The following is a 23,331-nucleotide window of genomic DNA, read 5'->3' as shown; positions in this document are numbered from 1 at the left end:
AAATACTTTTTGTATCTATTTAGTTTAGGCATCAAACCAAATCACAAATCGAACTCCCTCGTCAATGTTCTCTGCTGCATATCTACAACGGTGTAAGTCTAGTATATGCTTGGCTATAGATAACCCAAGCCCGGTGCCCCCCATTTCCCGATTTCGTGAGGGTTCAACACGGTAGAATCGTTCCCACACGAGTTCGAGCTGCTGCTCGGGTATTTGAATACCTTTGTTCTCAATCGCAATCATAGTAGAATCTTTGGAACTCTGGATTCTAATCATAATAGAACTCGCAGAATCAGCATAACGGATCGCATTCACGATTATATTAAATATCACTTGTTCAATTCTACCTATATCGGCCTGAATTGGCATTTCATTGGAAGGAATCACAACAGCTTGCAACTGTTTATCTTTCAGTAAATGGACGAGTTTAGCTACAACCTCTTCCACAACTTCACTCAACAATACTGTAGCACTCCTTAATTTGACCGTACCCGATTCAAGCTTCGCTAAATCAAGCATATCCTTAACAAGCTCTTCCATCTTCTCGGATTCTTCAATAATGACCTGTACATAATGATCTTGTTTTCCTGCGCTTACCCCGTCATGCAGTCCCTCGGCAAATCCTTTAATGATACTTAAAGGTGTTTTTAATTCATGTGAAGCACTTGAGAAAAATTCTTGTTGGATCTGCTCCAGCTTCTGTTTATGTTCCATATCAACGACTAATTGTCGATTTGCATTCTTCAACTCCTGAAGCGTGCTATCCAATGTCTCTGATAAGGTATATAAACTGTCCGAGAGACTCCCGATTTCATCATTTCGTTGCACTGGAGAAGGCGTTGTGAAATCAAGCTTCGCCATCCGTTTGGCAACTTGATTCAATGAAATTAACGGTTTAGTCACCATCTTGGAATAGATAATTGACATAATGACGATAATACAGAATCCTCCGATTCCTAAATATAGATAAAACCAACGCAAGGCCTCATTAGCTTCACTTATTTCTTGAAGTGATGTAACGGAGAATACAAGCTCAGGCTCTTGCTGATCATATAGAATAGGTTGAACTACAATAATGTTACGTAGTCCGCTCCAAGGCTCTGTCCATTCCTCTTCAACGACCTCTCCACGCTCTAATTGCTTCTTATGTTCCTCAGTCAAAGGAAACCATTCCTCTAAAGCCATCAGAAGCATACCTTGGCGTAGGCTCCATGTTTTCATATTAGGTAGTAACAAACCAATGACTGTACCCGAAACTCGCTTGCTATATTCTTCAGGCCTTGCCATTGTCTGATCACCTATGAATGGGCCACCTTCTTTGCTAATTCGAGCAGGATATAGCATGTGGTCAGAAGATTGCCCATCCACCTCCCCTTGCACATCTAAATGATCACCTAATCGAATTTGTAAAGCCGTGAACGGTTCTCTATACTCACTCAGCAACAATGAAATGGACACATCAGTCACTTCACCACTATCCTGCTTTATCTTTATTTGATAGGGGTCGTCAAACTTTACGTTTCCATCTAAGGTGACGATAGCAAAATGATTTTTATTTTGTGTCATCAACTTGACTGCTTCTGCAGAGACACGTTCTGAATCCCATTGTGCCCGAGCATAATTATTACTGAACTTCTTCAAGCTGCTCTCCACTCTATTAATCTTTTGATACTGATAGAAGTTCTCGAAGAATAGGAGTTGTCCTAAAGTAAATAATCCGTAGAAACACAAAAAAAATGATACCGTCACAGCAAATAGCTTAAATGTGACCCCCTGTTTATTCATTCTTCTACCTCAAATCTATATCCTGTTCCGATCACGGTTCGAATATAGCGCGATTCATGCCCTAGTTTACTTCGTAATTTTTTGATATGTGTATCAACTACCCTTGAGTCACCTTCGAAGTCCGCGCCCCAGACACGATCTAATATTGTGTCTCTAGATAGCACTATGCCCTTGTTCTGAATCATAAATTGCAATAGTTCATACTCTTTCGGTGTTAGCTCGATCTCTATATCTTCTATGTTAAGACGATGTGCCAATGTATTTAACACGGCTTGACCAAAGCGGAGATTATGTCCCTGTGGACTAACCTTCCCCTCCAACCTTCGCATTAAAGTATTGGCACGAACAACCAACACTTTGGGGCTGAATGGTTTCGTAACATAATCATCTGCCCCAAGCTCAAAACCATGGATTTTATCATCATCATCTGATTTAGCAGTTAATAATATGATAGGCACATCGGATTGATTCCGTATTTGTCTACAAACTGAAAACCCATCCATTCCAGGCATCAAAATATCAAGTATTATCAAATTGGGCTTGGTTATTTCGAACATTTCCAAGGCCCTCTTACCATTATCAGCTTCATAGACAATCCACTGTTGTTGCTTGAAATAATCCGCTACGATTTCACGGATTCTGCGTTCATCTTCAACAAGGAGGACAATTTTACTCACACGTTCATCCCTCTCTCCAGCATAATGCTCTGCATAATTATAACGATGTGATGTGTTTTTTATGTGTTCTGGAGTCACACCATAATACCAATAATTCCAGAACTAAACAATTAATTTCTCCCGAATCTGTGTAACCAACTAATTAAATTTAAGACAAATCACGTTTGGCTTGAAATCAAATGGTTCTATATAATGTGAAAACAGTTACATTCAGAACCTTTAAGAGAATTCAACAGTGGCTTCTTTTTACGAATAGGACGGGTACAACAATTTGTCAACGCTTAAATATTTTATTGGTGCGTGAACGAGCACCTTCCATATATTGTCTGAACAATATTTAGGCTTTGTAAGTTCTATATGAGGAGTGTAAAACATGGGCAAATTGATAATTGAACCTGGAAAATCAATAGGTGATATTAAGTTAGGTATGAGCAAGGAAAAAGTTGAGGAAATATTAGAAGACTGTCCTATTTTTTATAATGTTGAGTATGAAGATAATCTTCACGTTAACTTCATAGAGACTGCTTCAAGCTCAAAAGATGTATACAATTGTTTATTACAAGGTATTGATCCATTCAGTACAAAAGCGGATGAATTAATAAATACACTTGATAAGATATCACCTTATGAGAGAAACGATGAAAGTCGTCTTGGGTTTACGTATCGATTTACTAAATTAGGAATCGCCTTCTGGAGGTCTAGTGTCTTTAAAGAAGAAGATGCGAATGAAGACTGGTTCAAAGAAATGACCATTGAAAATCAAGAAGATGAGCTCAAGCATCTTTATTTCGAATCTATTTCAGTTTTTCAAGTTAATGATTGACGGTTTGCCACTTCCTTGAAGTATTCACTTTTGGACAATCCGTTATCGTAGCGGTCACATTTAGGTTGTGTTGATTACTTGAATCTATCCGGGTAAAGCTCTTTATTCAGTTTAGTAGTTTCTCCGTAAAAATTTTCCAGCAGGGATTCACCGTTTGCCGACTTGCTCAATTTTAATTTTTCGAATTGAGCTATCAACTTCCCCTTTTGTTCCAGTGAGTATAATACTTGCTGAACAGCAGGGTCTGTTGAATCTTTTTTGTCTTCGTAATGAGCGCTTTGGATGAGGTACAAGTCTTTGTAACCAGCAAAAACTTCTTCAAATTCTTCCAGGACACTTTGTGGATTTAATTCTAATTCTAAGTCAGCAGATCTACTCGCTAACTCCTTTAGCTCCTGCTCATCCTCTGTCGTTGCGCCGGGTGCATCAGCAATTTGCTTCTGTGCTTCATAGCTTTCGACCGCATACGAAACTTTCTCTTTCAACGGGCTATTTGCGTCTACTTGGTTAGCGTTCATGTTAGCCAATGCTAAGCCGCCGCCGCCGACGACGACAGAACAACATACCGTGAGTACAATCCAAGTTTTCTTTTTCAACTTTTCCCCACTCCCTTTATATTGAATTAGGATTTGACTTTTATCGAGAAGATCCACTCTCCGTAAGCCACATACGACTTCAACGAAATGTTTGTATTCCATGTGCCGCTGGTTACGGAATGTTGCGCAACTTTAAGATCGTTTCCGGGGCCGTAGCCATCGACTATGAAATCATCATGAACACACGCCTGAACTTGATACCCTTATTGTACGAGAAATAGGCATTCTTCGCACAAATAGATTGTGTAAAGAATGCCTAAGAACCATTATAATGTATTAAGTTCGAATTAATTTAGTTATTAATGATAGCAGCTTTAGATTTAGAATCCCATTTGCCTTGTAAGCCAGATAATTGCAGTAAACTCTTTAGAGATAGCATTACCGTTTCACCTTGATACCGCGATGCTATAATCTTAACGTTCTTTCCGTCCACTGTCGCTTGGTTTGTAAGTGGCTTATGCGTAATCGTACGACCATTTATTACCATAGCGATTGTCTCCGTTTTATTATTCCATTGAAGATTGGCTCCAAGTAATTTAATCGATTCCCTGAGTGGAATATATACGCGAGAATCTTCAAGTACCAGAGGTTCCTTCAATGTATTTTTCTTACCATCAATAATCAATTTACCCGCAAACACCTTCACAGTAGGCAGTTTCCCATGGTTGATTGCAATCTGTTCAAATGATAAATTTGAGGAAGTTATGATAGCTACAATATTTAATTTCACTTGTGAGAACAACCAATGAATCTCATCGTTCTTCATCCGTATACAACCTGCACTTACATACTTTCCAATCGAATTCACATTATTGTTACCATGAATAGCATAAGTTGTTCCCATAGTCCCATTCACTTCTAACCCTAGCCAACGATCTCCCAAAGGATTACGAGGATCTCCTCCAGCAATTTTCTCTTTATAATAGGGCCTATTCTTAATCTTGTTCACAATTTTGAAACTACCTTCGGGTGTCAAGCTAGGATCTTTCCCCGTAGCCACCGAGAATACCTTTTCTAACTTTCCATTTCTATAAAAGGCCAATTTGTTCGTTTTCTTGTTCACGATAATAAAATCATTACTAACCACTTCCGCAGCCACTGCTTTACCTACAAAGGCAGTACCCCACAATAAAATGAAACATACAAACACCAACAACACATTTCTTCGTTGCAAATAATGAACCAGCGCGTAAACCTCCCCATCAAGTATAAATGTACTATTTATAAATATATTACTAGAGCGCCTGTCTTACTACATTTTTCCACACAAAAAAATATCTACAACGACTATGTACTATTCACTAAAACTTAGCCACCCAGAATATTCCTGCACCTTATCTTATAACTAAAAAGAGCACTTACACAATAGATAATTACTCATGAGTGTATATCGATTAATTGATTGGTACCCAAAATACAACTATGCTAGAGTCGCATGTATTTTTATAAGAAGTAGATTACCTTGGTTTGTACCCGATCTCGTAACTCCATCATTTTGTGCTCTTTAATTTAAGGGTTCGAAATCAGCTACAACGAGCACATCTAAATGTCTAGTCGCCCGGAGTATTTTTTTGATAATGGAGCCTTGCCAACCTTCTTTCCACAATCTAGTTTTAGATTGACCTATAATCATCTGCGTGGCCTGGTACCCATTCGCTTTGGACACCAGAACCATAGGAATGTGTTTCTGCTTACTCGTCGTGAGAATCTCAAACTTCCCTCCTAACCGTTCAGTCAGTTTCCTTAGAGCTTCTAATTGCTCAGTCATGACCGTTGTATTGTGTGTACGCTCCAACTGAACAAACGTAACATACCAAATCGCCTTCAGACGGTAGGCAATGCGAAACCCTCTGCGTATTAATCTTTCTGCATGTTGCGTTTTGTTTAGGCACACATAAATCACTTCTTGCCGTCTCCATGGACCTCTTAATGATTCGTTTCGTTCCCAAGATTCTAGTCTCTCATCAACATCATCAGCAATTTCCCGTAAGGCCAATTCTCTAAGCGCAATTAAATTACCTGTTCTAAAAAAGTTATTAAGCGCTTGATGGATTTTTTCCACATTATAAATTTTCCCATCTTTCATGCGCTGTTGTAACGATTCGGGCGTAACGTCGATCAACTGAACTTCATCAGCAAGCCTTAGAATATGATCCGGTATCGTTTCTCTAACGCGGACACCTGTAATTTGCTCAACAGCATCATTTAAGCTCTCCAAATGTTGTACATTGACCGTTGTAATGACCGAGATTCCGGCAGCCAGAATTTCAAGGACATCTTCATATCTTTTTTTATACTGGCTTCCTGGGACATTGGTGTGCGCGAGTTCATCAACTAATACTACTTCTGGGTTTCTTCGGATGATTCCCGCTGTGTCCATCTCGTCCAAATGGGTTCCTCTATATTCAATCACCTTCCGCGGCAATATCTCTAACTCGTTGATTTGTGCTTGTGTCTCTTTACGGCCATGTGTTTCAAGTAGTCCTATGCACACATCAATTCCCTTTTTGAGCAAGTGATTCCCCTCACGTAACATGGTAAATGTTTTTCCCACACCGGGAGCAGAACCAATGAACACTTGAAAAGTTCCCCGTTTGATTTGCTCTATCTTTTGAACCATTTCCTGAGAGCTTAAACGACGAAATAAATCCACCTCTTCCTCTGACTTGGCAACTTTCGTAGGCAGGATTCGTTCTCCATCGTGCTCTGCACGATCGGCAACGATAAAGATGTCCACATTGCGTGTTCTTTTTAACATATCATGCACGATGGACCCATGCCAGAATTCTTGCCACCATGTTTGCTTGGAATGTCCAAGTAGGATACGTGTCACGTTATTTGTAAGTGCATAATTCACCAGAACCTTAGGTAACTCCCTTCTTGCACATAATGGAAGTTCCGTGAACTCGGCGCCGATGCGATTGGCAAGCTTAAGTTGTGATCTTTTAAACACAGCCGCCTCTCTAGTAAGCTCCTTATCCTTGTTCACAAACGTCACGATAAGCAGCTCACCATTCAGCCGTTTGGCAATTTGTTGCCCTCTACGCATATAAATAGAACCGTTCCAATGATACTGTGTAGAGACAAGAATGCGTTCACCTGCACCTGACGGGCCAATAAGTCCCCATTCTTCACGATACTTTTCGAGAGAATCATTGACTCCTTCAGCTACCAAACGCAGTGTAAGTTCACGCAGAATCGCTAAATTTCCACGTTTAAAAATCCCCATGTCGTCGAGGCTTAACAACTTCCCTTCTGCAACACGATTTAGCATAGTCTCTGGGGTGACATCAATCAGGACTACTTCATCAGCTAGACTCAGCGTATCCGTAGGTACCGTTTCGACAACCTCAATTTTAGTTAGTTTTTGGACAACGGACCGCACATCTTCCAGTTCATAGACGTTTATGGTCGTAATGACACTCATCCCATGACGGATTAAACGTTGTATATCTTCCAGTCGAGTCTTCAGTGGGGCATCTTCCCGATTTCGGTGAGCCAGACCGTCAACAATGACAACCTCGGGGTTCCTTTTGATCAAGGCATCTATGTCTAGATCTTTTTTTTCTATTCCATCCTTCCACCAGTGAATACTTGGGACACGTTCCAAATCCCCGATTTGTTCTATGGTCTCTGGGCGTTGCATAGTAGAGACAGCGCTGATGACAACATCAATACCTTGGGTTTTGAGAGACTGTCCTTCCCGTAGCATATGATACGTCTTTCCAGAACCACTAACAGACCCAATGTATACCTTCAAACGACCTTGATGTAGCTTCGAAATGGAAAGCAAGATCTCTTCTGGTGTTTTCCTTCTGAAATGTTCCATTGTACCTCCTACACGGATGAAAGCCGAATCACCCTTCTATAGGTGACCGGCTTCTCTCATTATTTATTAACTATTTCATTTATGGCTAGATTCAATTTGAGTACATTAACGCGCGGTTCCCCGAACACACCAAGATCGCGTCCTTCCGTATTCGCTTTAACTAGATTTCCAAGTTGGGCCTCTGATAACCCAGATAATTTACTAATCCGAGGTATCTGAACTTTCGCTGATTCTGGCGTAATATGAGGATCTAGACCGGAACCTGAGTTCGTAATCAAGTCAATTGGAAGCTTACTTACCGGTACATCAGGGTTGCTTACCTTCCATGCAGCAATTGATTCTTGTGTTCTCTTTAACAAATCTGGATTGGAAGGGGCATAGTTATTGGTTCCTGATGCCTCCGCTTTATACTCAATGCTTGAGACTCTACCTTGAAAATACTTCGGATCGGTAAAGTTTTGTCCAATCAGTTCCGAACCGACCACTTCACCTTTACTGTTCTGAATAAGGCTACCGTTTGCTTTATCGGGCATTAACAGTTGTGCCACTCCTGTACATACGAGTGGGTACACGATCCCGCACAAAACAATCAGCACCACACTACACTTTATGGCAGTACCAAGAGAGCTACCCATTGTTTTCATGCCCATATTTAATGTTTTATTCATATCTCTTCATACCCTTTCTATATATAATTTAGATCCAAAAGTGTACAATCATATCAATGATCTTGATCCCCACGAACGGCGCTATGATACCACCTAACCCATATATAAATAGATTACGTTGTAACAGCTTGTTGGAACTCATGGGTTTGTACGCGACGCCTTTCATGGCCAGAGGGATCAGTAATGGAATGATAATCGCGTTAAAAATCAATGCTGACAATATGGCTGACATCGGGGAACCTAAGCTCATCACATTGAGGGCTTCCATTTGCGGTATAGCTACCATAAACATGGCCGGAATGATAGCAAAATATTTCGCAACGTCGTTTGAGATACTAAAAGTGGTTAGTGCCCCACGAGTCATTAATAGCTGCTTACCGATAGCCACCACTTCAATGATCTTTGATGGGTCGGAATCCAGATCGACCATATTGGCCGCTTCTTTTGCTGCTATCGTACCGCTGTTCATCGCTAGCCCTACATCTGCTTGTGCAAGCGCTGGGGCATCATTGGTTCCATCCCCTGTCATCGCCACCAACTTACCTTGAGCTTGTTCCCTCTTTATTACAGCAATTTTATCTTCCGGTTTACTTTCAGCAATAAACTCATCTACACCAGCCTCACGTGCAATGGTTGCAGCTGTTAGTGGATTGTCTCCGGTACACATAATGGTTCTAATCCCCATTTTACGAAGCTGTTCGAAGCGTTCTTTCATTCCCGGTTTTACGGTATCTTTGAGATAGATTAGTCCGAATATTTGATTATCGACTGCTACGGCTAATGGAGTCCCGCCTTCTCTCGCAATCGAGTCACCTTTGATACCCAAATCTTCGGGTATATTGCCACCTTGAGCTTCGACCCATTTTCTTATTGCATCGACAGCGCCTTTACGCACTTTACGTCCGTCTTTTAGATCCATTCCACTCATTCGCGTTTCGGCTTTAAATTCGATAAACTCGCCATCTACAGCGATTGATTCGTTAAAAGGCTGCTCTTTCTTTTTTAGAAGATCCAACACAGAGCGGCCTTCTGGCGTTTCGTCTTTTACGGAGCTAATCGCTGCCCATTCCGCAACAGAAGCTAGGTTTGCCGAGCCCACTGGAATAAACTCACTAGCCATCCGATTACCGAAAGTGATCGTTCCCGTCTTATCGAGAATCATCGTATTGATATCACCAGCAGCTTCAACGGCTTTACCGGACATTGCCAGCACGTTGAATTGGGTAACGCGGTCCATACCCGCAATCCCAATGGCTGACAATAACCCACCAATCGTTGTTGGGATCAAACATACGAGTAAAGAGATAAGAATCGGAACCGACAACTCAATTTCCAAATACCGCGCTATGGGTGCAAGGGTAACGACGACAATTAAGAAAATGATCGTCAACGTGGTTAGCAATGTGTTCAATGCAATTTCATTAGGCGTCTTTTGTCTTGATGCACCTTCAACCAGAGCGATCATACGATCGATAAAGGACTCTCCAGGGTCACTAGTTATTCTGATTGTGATCTTATCACTGACAACCCGGGTCCCCCCTGTTACCGAACTAAAGTCACCACCCGCTTCTTTAATAACTGCTGCCGATTCGCCCGTAATGGCCGATTCATCGACAGATGCCAGACCTTCAATCACCTCACCGTCACCTGGAATCATCTCTCCTTGCGACACAACGACGATATCTCCTTTGCGGAGGTCGGTTGAAGGTACTCGTTTCAGAACACCATTCACGATCTTATTAGCTGTAATCTCTTTCTTCGATTGTTTCAATGAATCGGCCTGTGCCTTACCACGACCTTCTGCTAAAGCTTCAGCGAAGTTAGCGAATAGTACCGTAAATAATAAAACTAGGAATACCGTTACATTAAAACCAATACTCTCTTCCGTACCGAAGTAACTTGGGAAGAGCGTCATGAGGAGTACAATAAATGTCCCGATTTCTACTACAAACATCACGGGATTCTTCATCATTGTGACTGGGTTCATCTTTATAAAGCTATCTTTTAGAGCCTTTGTGACAATATCACCAGTTAACAATTTTTTTCGATTCGTATTCATTTATATGTTCCACCTTTTCTTTAACGGATCGTTAAATGCTCAGCGATAGGGCCAAGCACAATCGCCGGCAGGAATGTCAACGCACCAATGATCAATACGGTACCTACGAGAATACCAATGAATAGGCCATTATCTGTACGTAGTGTGCCTATCGTTTCTGGAACCCATTTCTTACGTAGCATAGAACCTGCAACAGCAAGGAGTGCGATCATCGAAATATATCGACCGAATAACATGACTATACCCGTAGAAATATTCCAGAATGGCGTGTTATCTCCGAGCCCCTCAAAGCCAGAACCATTGTTCGCCGCAGAAGATGTGAATTCATACAACACCTGCGAAATACCGTGGAACGATGGGTTGCTTATCGCTACTTTACCTACCTCCGTCATCAGCGCAATAGCTGTTGGAGCCAAGATAATCAACGGATGAGCCAAAATGGCAATAGCTATAAACTTCATCTCTCTAGCCTCAATTTTACGTCCTAGGAACTCAGGAGTACGTCCGACCATCAGTCCGGCAAGGAAAACAGCCAAGATGGCATACATCAGCATGTTCATAACACCCACGCCTTTTCCACCGAACACGCAGTTTAACATCATTAATGCAAGCGGTGTGACTCCACCAAGCGGCGTTAATGTATCATGCATATTGTTCACTGAACCTGTGGTAGCTGCCGTAGTTACCGTGGTAAAGAGTGTAGATTGCGCAACACCAAAACGTACCTCTTTGCCTTCCATACTCCCTTGTGAAGAATCAATTCCCAATTGGTTTAATACTGGGTTACCTTTTGACTCCGACACATAAGCCAAAGATAAGAAGAGTACAAACAATATCATCATCGCCGAAAAAATGACCCAACCTTGTTTTTTATTTTTGGCAAACAAACCGAACGTATAAGGTAAGGCAGCAGCCAATGACCACATCGATAATATCTCAATCACATTCGTGAGTGGATTAGGGTTTTCAAATGGATGGCTTGAGTTGACTCCAAAGAATCCACCACCATTTGTCCCTAAGTGTTTAATAGACTCTAATGAAGCAACGGGTCCGATGGCAATTTGCTGTACTTGCCCATCAAGCCCTGACACGGATAATGTGGGTTGCAAGGTTTGTGGAACCTGAAGCGCCACAAGCAGCAAAGTGACCACAAAAGCCAATGGCAAGAACACACGGATATGTGCCTTCACGAAATCCTCAAAAAAGTTACCGATGGTTTCTCCCTTGCTGGTGATAGCTCGTATAAACGCAATCGCCACGCATAATCCCGTCGCTGCAGATGTGAACATCATCATCATAATTACAGCCATCTGTGAGAAATAAGACAGAGCTGATTCTCCGCTGTAATGCTGCAAGTTCGTATTCGTCATGAAGCTGATGACCGTGTTGAAGGTCAAGGTCGGTTCCATGTTGTCCATATTATTCGGATTAAACGGTAGAAATTTCTGCAATCGAAGAATGAGATAACTGACAGTAACGAGCACGATATTAGTTAAAACAAAGCTAAATGCATACTTTTTCCAAGTCATTCCTTTCCGTTCCTTTAAACCAATCAGTCTAAATATTGGTTTCTCTACAAAAGAGAACCATTTATCTGTTTTATTGTTTTCCTTCTGAAATACATTGTAAAGGTAAGTACCTAACGGCTTGACGAGTAACACCAAGACCAGAATAACGATACAAATTTGTAAAATGCCCATGTTCGATTACTTCCTCCTTCGTTTGATTCTTAGAATTTTTCTGGGTTTATTAACGCATAGATCAAATAAAGAAATATAAACAGGGTAAATACAGCAACAACGATCATCTTCTATCGCCCTCCGATTCTCGGAACATTCTTCCGCACCAAGATAAGAATCCTGTAAACAAAGTATAGGCCCCTGCCAAAATCAACAGCATGTACAGATCCAGCATCTGATTACCTCCATACTTCAAATTGTTATTTATCTACTAACATAGAGACTAGAAACGATGCGTCTTGACTTCGCGTATGAATCACATAACTTGCTCCGAGTCCTTTGTAGATCGATCTTGGATTGCTTGAATGAGTAATAATATAAATGGGCTCTGAGGTCCATGTGCGACATATTCGTAAATACCGGCAGCTCAGATTCAAACTGCTTTCAAATAGAATGATTTTACCCACCGGGAAAGCAGGTATGACCCAAGTACGTTCATCCGTAGTACCCACCATGAGGGTTTTCTCTACTCCCATTTTCTTCAACCGTTCACGTTCTATTTTATTGTTCGTTATCGCAGCAAACGGGATCTTGTATCTTATTAATTGACGGATAAAAGCTTCTCCTATTACATTTGGAGCAGATACAATCATCACATCTTGTTGTACTTTCATCTGGTTCTCCTCCTATTGATTAGAAAGAGAAGACAACAAAAAGAAGCCATGGGGCTGAGAAGAACTCATCCCGTGACTTCCTAAGACAGGGTCTAATAGACCCTATCTTGTTCACGACATTCGTTGCCTCTCTCAATACGCTTACGAGGTTAGCTGTCGGATTCGGGCTTGAGAGTCGCCCTACTCGGTGAGCAGCTTGCTTGCCCCGAGATTCACCCCTTGAAGTGATGATCAAGTATTACAGGATCATCACTTCCGTTGGTTCCCCCGTTCCTTTTCCATTCAAGGACTCAGCGATAAAAAACACAGTAAAAAACCACAGAGGTCTAGGCCCTGTGGTCGTCATTCGATCACACGCTCCATCATCCTCTCTCTTAAAGAACAGCTCCATTCCTTAGTATAGAAAGGAAGAGAAGCTGCATTCCAACGCTTACGAGGTTAGCTGTCGGATTCGGGCGGTGAGAGTCGCCCTACCTATTACGAATTTCATGATATTCGTAATAGGATTCACCCCAGATGATACATAAGACGGCTCTCACACCGCCTCTGCATCATCAATATATTGGTTCCCCCATTTCCCTTACATCACAAGGAAATTCAGCGATTACTAATGGAAATTTTTTCTTTCTTGTATTCATGAGTTGAATCATACCCTTGGCGCATATTTCTGTAAAGATAGATAGAGATCCAAATTTGACAATGTAGGACTTTATGTGAAACTTTATCATCGTTTATCTTCGATATACTACATCCAACTCTATATTTCTCTTGATATTAAACATTCATTGAAAACACTAGCATAATGTAGCATTGGTGTAGATAATCAATGTTAATTCACTATGTATTCGCTTCCACATTCATTTTCAGTCGAAATCAGCTCAATCCCCCTCCAAGTCAGTGTTTACTTCGGATATCTTTCAGCGTATGATTTATATAAATTTTTGATTGACCATTATTTAAACAACCTGATTGAAGGTAAAAATCATTACGTTAAGGAGTACTTCTTAGGTAATTAAACAAACTCTTAGCGTATGTCGTTACATACAAAAGCATAAAAAAAGCTGTCGAGGGATTCTCGACAGCCCTACCGCCAATGATTCAGGCGGGTTTAACTAGTATCTTTACTTCAAGTAAGGGCCATCAGTACCGATCTTTCCTGGGGCAGGATTGCCTGGAAGATCAAGGACATACACACGTAAGTTCCCTTTGCCTGACATACTTGCGGTCAGGGTACCATTGTTTACGATTTTCACGTCACCCGTAATGACATCTTTATACGTTCCGTTCGGAATGCTGTTAAAAGTAGCCGATCCGCTGACGGTAATGAGCGCAAAACTATCCACGCCTTTCGTTGTATCTGTGTAACGACGCTTGTACGCCATGTTCCCTGTAATCCCCTCAGTTGAGTACTGTCCTTTCTGTAGTGCTGGAATTTGACGACGTATCTGATTCAAACGTTGCAAATGCTTAACGAGTGGTTTATTCAGTGTGTCTGCTACCGCACCTGATGCGGAAGTTACCTTACCGAAATCACTAGCAACCACACTGCCTGTGATATTATCACCGAAGTAAGCTCGACGGGTCGTGCTCAACGGGCAGGTTGGACCGCAATCGATCTGTTTACCCGCTTGGAACTCGACCTCCGAACCCATATACAGTGTCGGGATACCACGGAAGGTCCACATCAAGCTCATGTTTTCTGCCCATGCATCAGTACCGCCAGAATAGGCCGTGCTCGATTTATTTGGACCAAAGTCATGGCCATCCACATAAACGACGTTGTAGGTCGCATCATTATAGCTGTCATCCGAATCTTTACCATTCCAGAATGCGTTATTAGCATCACCGAAATTCATATGCATTCGCATATCGATCACGTTCATGCCTGATTGCTTACTATGATCAGGTGAATGATAGTTGTTTCCTTGCAAGAACGCATTCGTAGAAGTTGGTTGATTAGCGGTACCCATGTTATTCTCATAGTTGTACTGTTCTAGAGCCGCCGCTGTATCATCAGCACTGTATTCCTTACGTTCTTTCCAGGTAAAGAACTGCGCTGAATGGTTAACCGAGCCTCGATTCCATTTATCGTTTACGAAGGACCCTACTTCACCAAACATAAAGAAATTTTTCCCCAAATCACCGAACTTACTTACTGCATGCTCCTGTGCTGCCGGCAGGAAGTGGCGGTTCCAGGTTACACGAGGGACATGCACTGCGGTATCTATCCGGAAGCCATCTACCCCCATATCAATGAACTTGTTATAGGCGTCGATCAAGTAATCCTGAACCGGTTTACTTTCGGTGTTGAAGTCAGCTAAATCTTCATGTAACCAACAACTACGAGAATCCTCACCTTCCCAGTTCCCGATCCAACATTGGTGGTAATACTGCGAAGGGAACATACCTGACGTTGGATTCGGCCACTGACAGTTGTAAATACGGTAACCTTCCTTACTGAAGAACTGCGTCGCTGTGCCCCAATTCCTACAAGTATTTCCTGCCGGTTCTTCCGTAGACCACACATCACCATTATAAGCTTTGCCAGACAATGAGGTAGAGTTGAGCCCATCGTACTCTAATCCTGGGACCAACTCGTCATAGTACCAGCTCCACTGTGTGTCACGCACACCGTAGACTTTAGGTGTGAATAGACCTTTCGCACCTAGGCGGCTCGAATGGTTGTACACCACGTCTTGGATAATCTTGATGCCTTTATTATGCGCAGCATTGATCAAGTCTTGATAGGATGCTCCCTGAGATTCTAGCCGTGGATCAACACGGTAGAAGTCATAGCCATGATAGCCATGGAAATCGTAATCAGAACGATTCAGAACGACCGGTGTAATCCAGACAGCAGAGAAACCCAAGGCTTTGATATATTCAAGCTTATCCATCAGACCTTTAAAGTCGCCTCGGAACATTGGGTCATTATTAGCTGCATTCCCCGAAGACACATGATTTTGGCCTCCACGGTTATTAGAGGAATCCCCGTCAAAGAATCGGGCCGTCATGACGAAGTAAATGGAATCCTCGCGCATATCGGTACCGATCGGGGTGCCGCCAGGAATAGGCTGCGCTGCATCGCCCGTTGTAGCAGAAACAGCAACACTGTTAGCTGATTTATTGGTCGGGATCGCTTTATCGTATGCTTTGATCGTATACGTATAGGAAGTCTGTGCATCCAGATTTGAATCGAGGTAACTATTTACTGTTGACGTGATTACTTTAGTACCTTGTGTACCACCTGTACGTGTGATTTCGTAGCCAGCAAGACCTCGGCCACCTTCATTATCTATCGATGCTGTCCATGTAATTGTGATGTTCACCTTATTCGCAGTGGCCACTAGATTAAGAGGCACCGATGGTGGCGTCACATCTGGAAGTAGTGGCGTACATGGATTCACGGCATTGGGCGTGACCACGCCATCCTTCACAGTAATCAGACCGGTACTAAGATTATAGTCAGCTCCGTTGTTGTTATCCCATGATCCTGTGCCGTTGTTAAAGTCAGCTTTCATTCCACTGGCGGAGCCAAGTTCGATCGTCTTACTCACCCAGTCTGTGCAAGCGATTTCATTCATAGCTACACCAGGAGGTGTCGTCCAACTACCCCCAGTGGGGACATAGTGGATGTTGACCGAACTCCATGCGCGCGTCTTATTGTAATAGTAGATTTGCGCTTGATTACCCACAATCGTGGTAGTCGTGACTTGTAGCGCTGATGATTGTGCCGATTTATTGCCTGCTGCATCTTTGGCAAGCACGGTATAGCTATATGTTGTGGATGCTGTCAGACCCGTGTCGATATAGGATGTTGCTGTATTATTGGCTTTAATTATGACTCCGTTGCGATAGACATCATATCCAGCCATACCGCTGCCACCCACATTATCGGTCGAGGCTGTCCATGAAATAGTCGCCGACGTACTCGTCACAGCGCTTTTACTTAGAGCCGTTGGAACACTTGGTGCAGTAGTATCGTTAGTTTCTGCAGTACAAGGGTTACCTACAGATACTACGCCGTTCTCAACCTTGCTATTACCGATACCTAATGCATAGTTCTTGTTGTTGTTATTATCCCAGCTTGTTCCATTGTTAAAAGTGGCGGTTATTCCGGTTGCCGCCCCTAGTGTAATCTCTTTCTTTGTCCAACCTGAACAAGCCTGTTCCATGGCTATTCCAGGTGCAGTTGTCCACGTACCACCCGTCGGTGAGTAGTGAATATTAACCTTAGTCCAGCTCGTATTCGGCTTGTAGTATACGGTAGCTGTGTTTCCTCCTTCAACATTCCCCGTAGAAGTCGTAACCTGCAATGCCGTTGATTGTGCCGATTTATTACCTGAGTTATCTTTGGCTAACACGGTATAGCTATATGTTGTGGATGCTGTCAGACCCGTGTCGGTAAAAGATGTTGTCGTATTATTAGTTTTAATTATGACTCCGTTGCGATAGACATCATATCCTACGACACCCACATTATCAGTCGAGGCTGTCCATGAAATAGTCGCCGACGTACTCGTCACAGCGCTTTTAATTAGACCCGTTGGAACACTTGGTGGAGTGGGTTCGTTATTATCTGTAGCACATGGGTTACCCACAGATACTACGCCGTTCTCGATCTTGTTATTACCAGTACCTAATGTATAGTTCTTGTTGTTGTTATTATCCCAGCTTGTTCCATTGTTAAAGGTGGCGTTTATTCCGGTTGCCGCCCCTAGTGCAATCTCTTTCTTTGTCCAACCTGAACAAGCCTGTTCCATGGCTATTCCAGGTGCAGTTGTCCACGTACCACCCGTCGGTGAGTAGTGAATATTAACCGTAGTCCAGCTCGTATTCGGCTTGTAGTATACCGTAGCTGTGTTTCCTGTAGGTTGTGTCTCATCAACTGTACAGGGATTGCCCGCTCCCGTTATCAACTGTCCATTTTTGACCTGATGAGTACCTGTACTTACTGTATAATTATTACCTCCATTGTTATCCCAGGCGCCGGATCCGTTGTTAAATACGGTCTGAACATTTGTAGCACTACCTAGGTCTATTGTTTTGCTGCTCCAGTTCGTGCAGGCATTATCCATCTGTTCCCCTGGCACAGCCGTCCAGATACCGCTTCCATTGTGATGAATATTGACTGTACTCCAGTTCTTGTATGGCGTGTAATAATAGATTGTTGCTGTCCCTGATGCTGCCGTTACAGAAGCTGCATCAGACTGTGGGGGGGATACGATCGCCCCGCCGAATATTGAACCAATGAATGCTATACATAATACTAGACTAAACCATTTCTTCAACTTGTTCTCCTCCTTAATTTCTCGAACCTAACGAATTCAAATATTGATTCTCCTTTCGCATATTTTAAATAAAAGGCTTTAACAAAAACTGTGTGCAAACGTTTGCTTTTTCTGGTTGTTATTTCCCTGAACTCTGTACCCTAGTCCCCCTTTCTATTAAATTCAACGTGTATCTTGGCTCAATCGGATTGAAGCCCAATGACTACTTTTATCTAAGAGTAGTGATCCGAGTGTAAATGTGTCTGAATTGTGACCACCATCTAAATAATACATTATATAGAAAACGCTTACAAGATGTTTATATGTAAATTTCATACATAACTTACTTTCAAGCATAAATTCTTCTATTGAGATTTTTCTCTTCACGATAGACTCTGGTTTATTGGAACCAAAGAGGGCACTCCAAGTTTTCGATGGAGTACCCTCTTTGGTTATTTAGCTATTCATTTCATGTTTGCTAACTCTACTATGTAATGAATCAGTCGAGAATATTTGAACGCTACATGATTGATTCCCTATTTCTTGCTCCAGTTCTATAAACTTAATATCATAATAAGCATACACATGCTTCCAAAAACGAATAGCGGGCTGATTCCTCATGAACTGTGAAATACGATATTTCCCTGGATAGCTCTCGAATAATTGTCCGCTGGCTTCTCTTCCCATTCCTTGTCTTCGATACTTCTTTAATATGAAATATGCACCTACGATATAATCTTCGCCAGGGTACGCGTAGACGCCAGTTTGCAATAAACAGAATCCGATAATGATCCCTCTATATTTAATAAAATAAGGACTGAATTCCTCTTCGGTGAAATAGAGCTCCAACCCTCCATACTCCAACAGACCCTTGGCATTCATATCTGCTTGTTCCTCATGACATAAATATTCATCGAGATCATGACAATAAAGCGAGGCTAATCCTTCGAGGATTGGCTTATCTTCTATGGTAACCTTGGTAAAACAAATATTCATAGATTCCTCCGCAGTAAATATTCACCAATCATAGTTAGACCCACTATATATACCTTTAGATCACGTTCTCATCGATAAGCTCTAGTAAATGTTGAATCATATATTTGGGTTGGATCTGTGCAGGTACCTCGATGTTCTGAGGATTATAATAACAAAAATCAATCTCTGCATTCATTGAGCCCTGATAATCATCTTGTAAAGAATCTCCTACGAATAAGACCTCATTAGGTCTTACCTGTAATTCGTTTAAAGCGATTTCAAATATCTCAACCTGTGGTTTCCTTATTCCTACTTCATCAGATATGACAAGAGATTGAAATGAGTTATGAATATTTCCTGCGATAAGCCTCTTTCTTTGAGCCTCACTTATGCCATTTGTAATGATTCCTAGAGGGTATTTATCCTTAATATTAGTTAATAATTGCTCTGCGCCATCTTCAAAATAACAACTGTTACAAAAATAACGCCAATACGTCTCCGATAACTGGTTATGTATCTGTTCTGCCCCACTTAATGAGTCTCTAAATGAGAAATTCAACACCTCATGGATCGTTTTTATATCTCCGCCATTCACAAAATCCATCCAATGACGAAAGTTATGTTCCTCATAACTTTTTCTGAAAATCTCCCATTGCGTTATATCGTCCACAAATAGATTATGCTCCTTACAAGTATGCCTCATAGACTCGAGTTCACATAAATTATAGTTGATAAGCGTGTTATCCAAATCAAAAATAATTGCTTTATACATATTCACTTCTCCTTCCTATTCATCATTAAGCACCCTAGTACACTTCGATCTATTAAATAACACACCATAATACCGACCGTGTATCTCCATAAATCTACGAACAGGAACCCTCTTCCCAGAATTAAGGAACCTAATAAAGTACTTCTAATACCATTTATCCACTCTGCCTGATACAGCTGACTGAACTCGATGCCATAACAGAACATTAAGCTGACTAGTATAGCAAATGTTAACTTCTTATGTACCCATAATACGCGAACGCCCAAATAAATCATGCATGCCCATAGTGCATCTCCAAAATGTCTGGCAACAAAACCTGGTAAGTTGTCCGCAAATACTCTTGAACTAATGCCCAATATTATCGTAAGGACAACGGCAACCATATAAATAGATCGAGCTCTCATCTATATCATTCCTATTATTTATTTAGTGACTCAACCTTGAATGACAGCAACACTAACCAGAATCCAGCCTATAATAAAAGCAAGTCCACCGATTGGAGTAATGGCTCCAAGTTTTTTCACACCTGTTAGACTTAGCACATATAGACTACCACTAAAAAGAATGATTCCAGCCAGTAGAAACCAACCCGCTGTTAGTACAAGAGAGCCCTGCACAGCTGTAGTGTTCGCAATGAGTCCAACTAGAATCAAGCCCAACGCGTGTGTCATTTGATACTGAACAGCCGTCTGATAGACTGCGGACATTTCCACGGATAATCGTTTCTTTAACGCATGTGCTCCAAATGCACCTAGAATGACCGAAATAATCATGTTGATGCTTCCAAGTAGTAATAGTGTTTGCATAATAATGATCCCCCTTGATATATCGATGCATGGATGTGATATTACATATATTACACTACTCCATACGTTCTATCGCTTTTTGTATTTTTTCACCAGCATTGGTTTCACTGAGCTTGAAGGTTGAAGTTGTCGAATTAACGTTGCTGTAATAAAGAATTAAAGATTGGCTTGTCTGATATACTATGGGGCCATAGGAACTGAGAAACAGTTGATGTTCCTGAAAAAGCTTGTGACTCAGTTCCCTTTCATCAGCTGTAGCAAAATCATACACTAATACCATCTCATCGTTATCGAGTTTATAAGTAATAGGCTTGATGCCATCAAGTTCAATTCCCATAGGTGAGGGCACATTACTTTCGGTGATATTCAACCCCTCGGACTCCATAGCTTCAACCACAGAAACCTTATTTTGCTGATTTGAACATGCGCTTAGAACTAACAAACTGAATAAAATAATAATAACCTTCCTCATGCCAATCACATCCTTTCTTACATGTTAGATCAAAGGTATTCGTCTCTGAAAATAAAAAATGGCTCAGATATGTTATAATGCTACATATCAAATTATTGGAGGACATCTAAGATGAAATTGTATGTCATTCTCTCTTTTAACGAGGAAGAGATGGAGAATGTGTATGTAGGCGAAGACGAAGAAAAAGCTCTTTCGCTGAAAACCGAGGATTTCGAGAATTGTGCTGCTCTGTTTGTAGAAGTCTGGGAAGACGGAGCGAAAATAGACGATTACCGTTTAGTTTAGTAATAAACAGGGCGACTAATTAATCCTTTAGGGATCGTTAGTTGCTCTTTTCATATCTAAGAAGCGAATCAACGCCCCTTTAATATTAATTATGCTACTTCCATCTAATATCTGTCTGTGAAAATTGATAAATCACATATGATATTGTTGAAATGATAACCATGGTATTGACCGAGGTAAGATCAGCAGTTGATTGATTGATTTTCAGTAAGCAGAATAGAATTGAAAAGATAGTTATGGATTGAGCAATATTTCCCAGATATCGTTCATTCCTATTTCTAAAAACAGCTATAAGTGAAAATAAAAATCCAATTATGATCAAACTAATTAGAAGCATTAATACACCGTCCTTTTGTCATAGGGTTCTAGTTGAGCAACGAGTATATTCATATAACCTCCTGAACCTATATTCTGTTGGACTTATCCGCAGTTTTCTTCATTCCCTTATTCCGTTTTTCTGATGTTTCTATTTATAAAATTCGCTGATGCTGGCTTTACCCCTAACGCCCTCGACCAAACCGATAATTGTCCAATATGATGTATTTCATGCACAAGTACATGCCTCAAGATTTCCCCACCCGTATAAAGCTCATGATCCCATGAAGTAGATACTTCTTTCTCATCATCTTCACTTGACCACTGCCTAATGAATTCTATTATTTCCTTTTGGTATTGTACAGATAATGCTCTAACCAACTCCAAGCTCAAATAATCACTATAATCAGGATCTGTTATCGTCTCATTCTGAATAGCCTTTATCCAGCTATATTCAACGTCAATAATATGAAAGAGCGTTTTCAAAATGGAGCCTACTCCTCCAACTCTCTCTTGTACCAATTCATCATGAGGTAATTCGCTACAAATTTCAAACCATTCATCTCTGACTTCCCAATTATATTGAAAAAGTTGTTCCACAGGTTACTCACTCCTTATTCTCTATTCCACCTTAAATTCGACTGGCTTATCTTGCTGCCATGTTTCCTTATCTATAAACATTTCAATTCCATCCCAATAATCACCACTTATTGACTGATAGATATTCTTTGTTATATTTTCGCTTACAAAGCCTACCTTCTCGTAGCAACGAATTGCCTGAGTGTTGATGTGAAAGACATATAACTTCATTCTATGTAAAGAGAACTCCTCAAAGCCTATGCGAACTAATTCCTCGAGTGCTTTAGTTCCAATCCCTTTACCGCGATCCTGATCCGCTTTTATTAAAAATCTACCCACAACTGCTTCTTTATTTATTATATCAAACCTGCCTAATTGAACTGTTCCCATAACCTCTTGCGTCTCAGTCTGAATAATCTTGTAGATATAAACGCTCGAATCTATCGAATTAATGCCCCTACTATAATGATTCTCCATCTGGTCTTCCGTTAATGGATAGGTATATGTATTTCCTGCCCATTGATACAAGAAATCTTGATCATATGAATTAACCCAATTTACAACGACTGAAAAATCCGATTTTCTCATTGGTTTCAATTCAATCAACATGATTCCCCCCTCTTCCAAACCATTAGTTATTAAACAACGTATCTCATCTTCTTTAACCTTATGTTCTTTTCTTTGAACAATTCATGATCTATCCATTCAGAGATCTCCACAAATCCAAGCTTTGTCCAAAAATGTACTGCCGAATCCCTAGAAAATAACTCAATAGATTTGATCTCATTATGCTTAAGAAACTCGATTATTTCATTCCAGATTCCCTTGCCATCTCCAGGTATCTTTAGTTGTTGTCTTTCCGATTTGTCCAATTCGATTGGTTTAAATAAGACCTCAAACAGCAATTCTTCAGATTGTTCGCCACTAATCTCGCAAACCCATATATGATTACCAGCAATTTAATGTTTCATAGGGTCTGTCAATAGTTTTGTGTAAACTCTTTTAATATGGCTTCTCCCCGAGGGGAGATAAAAATCATTTCACATACTGCCCAACACGTTCTGGAA

At 41.1% G+C, this 23,331-nt stretch carries 20 protein-coding genes and 2 riboswitches; of the genes, 2 read left to right on the top strand and 18 right to left on the bottom strand.

The window, feature by feature from the left end; genetic code table 11:
- Positions 1 to 24: 24 nt before the first annotated feature.
- Both J2T13_RS24730 and J2T13_RS24725 read right to left on the bottom strand, forming a co-directional pair.
- Positions 25 to 1,785 carry a sensor histidine kinase gene (locus J2T13_RS24730; RefSeq protein WP_429375206.1) on the bottom strand — a complete coding sequence of 587 codons (1,761 nt, stop codon included), beginning with the start codon at positions 1,783 to 1,785 and terminating at the stop codon, positions 25 to 27.
- Complete coding sequence (locus J2T13_RS24725; protein WP_429375205.1) at positions 1,782 to 2,462, bottom strand: response regulator transcription factor; 681 nt, start codon at positions 2,460 to 2,462, stop codon at positions 1,782 to 1,784. The genes J2T13_RS24730 and J2T13_RS24725 overlap by 4 nt, the downstream gene beginning before the upstream one ends.
- Positions 2,463 to 2,835: 373 nt before the next feature.
- Between J2T13_RS24725 and J2T13_RS24720 the strand changes: the two genes are divergently transcribed.
- Positions 2,836 to 3,285 carry a hypothetical protein gene (locus J2T13_RS24720; protein ID WP_429375203.1) on the top strand — a complete coding sequence of 150 codons (450 nt, stop codon included), beginning with the start codon at positions 2,836 to 2,838 and terminating at the stop codon, positions 3,283 to 3,285.
- A 74-nt stretch (positions 3,286 to 3,359) separates the two neighbouring features.
- Here the strand turns inward: J2T13_RS24720 and J2T13_RS24715 are convergent, their stop codons facing one another.
- The 14 genes from J2T13_RS24715 to J2T13_RS24650 all read right to left on the bottom strand — a co-directional run bounded on the left by J2T13_RS24715 (position 3,360) and on the right by J2T13_RS24650 (position 21,085).
- Entirely contained in the window at positions 3,360 to 3,881 is a 522-nt protein-coding gene (locus J2T13_RS24715; RefSeq protein ID WP_429375201.1) for a hypothetical protein, read from the bottom strand.
- Positions 3,882 to 4,173: 292 nt separating this feature from the next.
- Positions 4,174 to 5,055: a L,D-transpeptidase family protein gene (locus tag J2T13_RS24710; RefSeq protein WP_429375200.1), complete on the bottom strand. Its 882-nt coding sequence runs from the start codon at positions 5,053 to 5,055 to the stop codon at positions 4,174 to 4,176.
- Positions 5,056 to 5,385: 330 nt separating this feature from the next.
- On the bottom strand, positions 5,386 to 7,710 hold the full coding sequence (locus tag J2T13_RS24705; RefSeq protein WP_429375199.1) for a histidine kinase: 2,325 nt from the start codon (positions 7,708 to 7,710) through the stop codon (positions 5,386 to 5,388).
- Positions 7,711 to 7,769: 59 nt separating this feature from the next.
- Positions 7,770 to 8,378, bottom strand: coding sequence for a potassium-transporting ATPase subunit KdpC (kdpC, locus tag J2T13_RS24700; protein ID WP_429375198.1), 609 nt, complete (start codon positions 8,376 to 8,378; stop codon positions 7,770 to 7,772).
- 28 nt (positions 8,379 to 8,406) lie between these two features.
- Positions 8,407 to 10,437 (bottom strand): potassium-transporting ATPase subunit KdpB, encoded by a 2,031-nt coding sequence (kdpB, locus tag J2T13_RS24695; protein WP_429375197.1) that lies wholly within the window; start codon positions 10,435 to 10,437, stop codon positions 8,407 to 8,409.
- A gap of 20 nt (positions 10,438 to 10,457) precedes the next feature.
- Complete coding sequence (kdpA, locus tag J2T13_RS24690; protein ID WP_429375196.1) at positions 10,458 to 12,137, bottom strand: potassium-transporting ATPase subunit KdpA; 1,680 nt, start codon at positions 12,135 to 12,137, stop codon at positions 10,458 to 10,460.
- A gap of 29 nt (positions 12,138 to 12,166) precedes the next feature.
- Positions 12,167 to 12,244 carry a potassium-transporting ATPase subunit F gene (locus J2T13_RS24685; protein ID WP_429375223.1) on the bottom strand — a complete coding sequence of 26 codons (78 nt, stop codon included), beginning with the start codon at positions 12,242 to 12,244 and terminating at the stop codon, positions 12,167 to 12,169.
- A 132-nt stretch (positions 12,245 to 12,376) separates the two neighbouring features.
- Complete coding sequence (locus J2T13_RS24680) at positions 12,377 to 12,790, bottom strand: hypothetical protein (protein ID WP_429375195.1); 414 nt, start codon at positions 12,788 to 12,790, stop codon at positions 12,377 to 12,379.
- Positions 12,791 to 12,912: 122 nt separating this feature from the next.
- A riboswitch (cyclic di-AMP (ydaO/yuaA leader) is annotated at positions 12,913 to 13,096 on the bottom strand.
- A 106-nt stretch (positions 13,097 to 13,202) separates the two neighbouring features.
- Positions 13,203 to 13,403, bottom strand: a riboswitch (cyclic di-AMP (ydaO/yuaA leader).
- Positions 13,404 to 13,911: 508 nt separating this feature from the next.
- Positions 13,912 to 18,081 (bottom strand): carbohydrate binding domain-containing protein, encoded by a 4,170-nt coding sequence (locus J2T13_RS24675; RefSeq protein WP_429375194.1) that lies wholly within the window; start codon positions 18,079 to 18,081, stop codon positions 13,912 to 13,914.
- 435 nt (positions 18,082 to 18,516) lie between these two features.
- Positions 18,517 to 19,056, bottom strand: a complete 540-nt coding sequence (locus J2T13_RS24670; RefSeq protein WP_429375193.1) for a GNAT family N-acetyltransferase — start codon at positions 19,054 to 19,056, stop codon at positions 18,517 to 18,519.
- Between the two features lie 55 nt (positions 19,057 to 19,111).
- Positions 19,112 to 19,807, bottom strand: a complete 696-nt coding sequence (locus J2T13_RS24665) for an HAD family hydrolase (protein ID WP_429375191.1) — start codon at positions 19,805 to 19,807, stop codon at positions 19,112 to 19,114.
- Positions 19,808 to 19,809: 2 nt separating this feature from the next.
- The gene (locus J2T13_RS24660) at positions 19,810 to 20,211 is read right to left on the bottom strand and encodes a DUF2809 domain-containing protein (protein ID WP_429375190.1); all 402 of its coding nucleotides are present in this window, start codon (positions 20,209 to 20,211) and stop codon (positions 19,810 to 19,812) included.
- Positions 20,212 to 20,241: 30 nt separating this feature from the next.
- The gene (locus tag J2T13_RS24655; RefSeq protein WP_429375189.1) at positions 20,242 to 20,613 is read right to left on the bottom strand and encodes a DUF423 domain-containing protein; all 372 of its coding nucleotides are present in this window, start codon (positions 20,611 to 20,613) and stop codon (positions 20,242 to 20,244) included.
- A gap of 55 nt (positions 20,614 to 20,668) precedes the next feature.
- Positions 20,669 to 21,085 (bottom strand): lipoprotein, encoded by a 417-nt coding sequence (locus J2T13_RS24650; RefSeq protein WP_429375187.1) that lies wholly within the window; start codon positions 21,083 to 21,085, stop codon positions 20,669 to 20,671.
- A gap of 111 nt (positions 21,086 to 21,196) precedes the next feature.
- On the opposite strand from J2T13_RS24650, the gene J2T13_RS24645 reads away from it, so the two are divergent.
- Entirely contained in the window at positions 21,197 to 21,370 is a 174-nt protein-coding gene (locus J2T13_RS24645; protein WP_429375185.1) for a hypothetical protein, read from the top strand.
- A gap of 444 nt (positions 21,371 to 21,814) precedes the next feature.
- Here J2T13_RS24645 and J2T13_RS24640 read toward each other — a convergent pair whose 3' ends face one another.
- Both J2T13_RS24640 and J2T13_RS24635 read right to left on the bottom strand, forming a co-directional pair.
- On the bottom strand, positions 21,815 to 22,285 hold the full coding sequence (locus tag J2T13_RS24640) for a DinB family protein (RefSeq protein ID WP_429375184.1): 471 nt from the start codon (positions 22,283 to 22,285) through the stop codon (positions 21,815 to 21,817).
- Between the two features lie 21 nt (positions 22,286 to 22,306).
- Positions 22,307 to 22,873, bottom strand: a complete 567-nt coding sequence (locus tag J2T13_RS24635) for a GNAT family N-acetyltransferase (protein ID WP_429375183.1) — start codon at positions 22,871 to 22,873, stop codon at positions 22,307 to 22,309.
- Positions 22,874 to 23,331: the final 458 nt, after the last annotated feature.

This window comes from Paenibacillus sp. DS2015 (assembly GCF_050433705.1).
Classification (GTDB): domain Bacteria; phylum Bacillota; class Bacilli; order Paenibacillales; family Paenibacillaceae; genus Paenibacillus_AQ.
Note: the sequence above shows the minus strand (reverse complement) of the source record. Positions and strands in the feature narration are given on the sequence as shown.

Coding starts and splice junctions, on each gene's coding strand:
- J2T13_RS24705 (WP_429375199.1), bottom strand. CDS start 7,710: ATGGAACATTTCAGAAGGAAAACACCAGAAGAGATCTTGCTTTCCATT.
- J2T13_RS24720 (WP_429375203.1), top strand. CDS start 2,836: ATGGGCAAATTGATAATTGAACCTGGAAAATCAATAGGTGATATTAAG.
- J2T13_RS24635 (WP_429375183.1), bottom strand. CDS start 22,873: ATGTTGATTGAATTGAAACCAATGAGAAAATCGGATTTTTCAGTCGTT.
- J2T13_RS24645 (WP_429375185.1), top strand. CDS start 21,197: ATGAAATTGTATGTCATTCTCTCTTTTAACGAGGAAGAGATGGAGAAT.
- kdpC (WP_429375198.1), bottom strand. CDS start 8,378: ATGAATAAAACATTAAATATGGGCATGAAAACAATGGGTAGCTCTCTT.
- kdpB (WP_429375197.1), bottom strand. CDS start 10,437: ATGAATACGAATCGAAAAAAATTGTTAACTGGTGATATTGTCACAAAG.
- J2T13_RS24670 (WP_429375193.1), bottom strand. CDS start 19,056: ATGAATATTTGTTTTACCAAGGTTACCATAGAAGATAAGCCAATCCTC.
- J2T13_RS24730 (WP_429375206.1), bottom strand. CDS start 1,785: ATGAATAAACAGGGGGTCACATTTAAGCTATTTGCTGTGACGGTATCA.
- kdpA (WP_429375196.1), bottom strand. CDS start 12,137: ATGGGCATTTTACAAATTTGTATCGTTATTCTGGTCTTGGTGTTACTC.
- J2T13_RS24655 (WP_429375189.1), bottom strand. CDS start 20,613: ATGCAAACACTATTACTACTTGGAAGCATCAACATGATTATTTCGGTC.
- J2T13_RS24650 (WP_429375187.1), bottom strand. CDS start 21,085: ATGAGGAAGGTTATTATTATTTTATTCAGTTTGTTAGTTCTAAGCGCA.
- J2T13_RS24685 (WP_429375223.1), bottom strand. CDS start 12,244: ATGATCGTTGTTGCTGTATTTACCCTGTTTATATTTCTTTATTTGATC.
- J2T13_RS24660 (WP_429375190.1), bottom strand. CDS start 20,211: ATGAGAGCTCGATCTATTTATATGGTTGCCGTTGTCCTTACGATAATA.
- J2T13_RS24665 (WP_429375191.1), bottom strand. CDS start 19,807: ATGTATAAAGCAATTATTTTTGATTTGGATAACACGCTTATCAACTAT.
- J2T13_RS24680 (WP_429375195.1), bottom strand. CDS start 12,790: ATGAAAGTACAACAAGATGTGATGATTGTATCTGCTCCAAATGTAATA.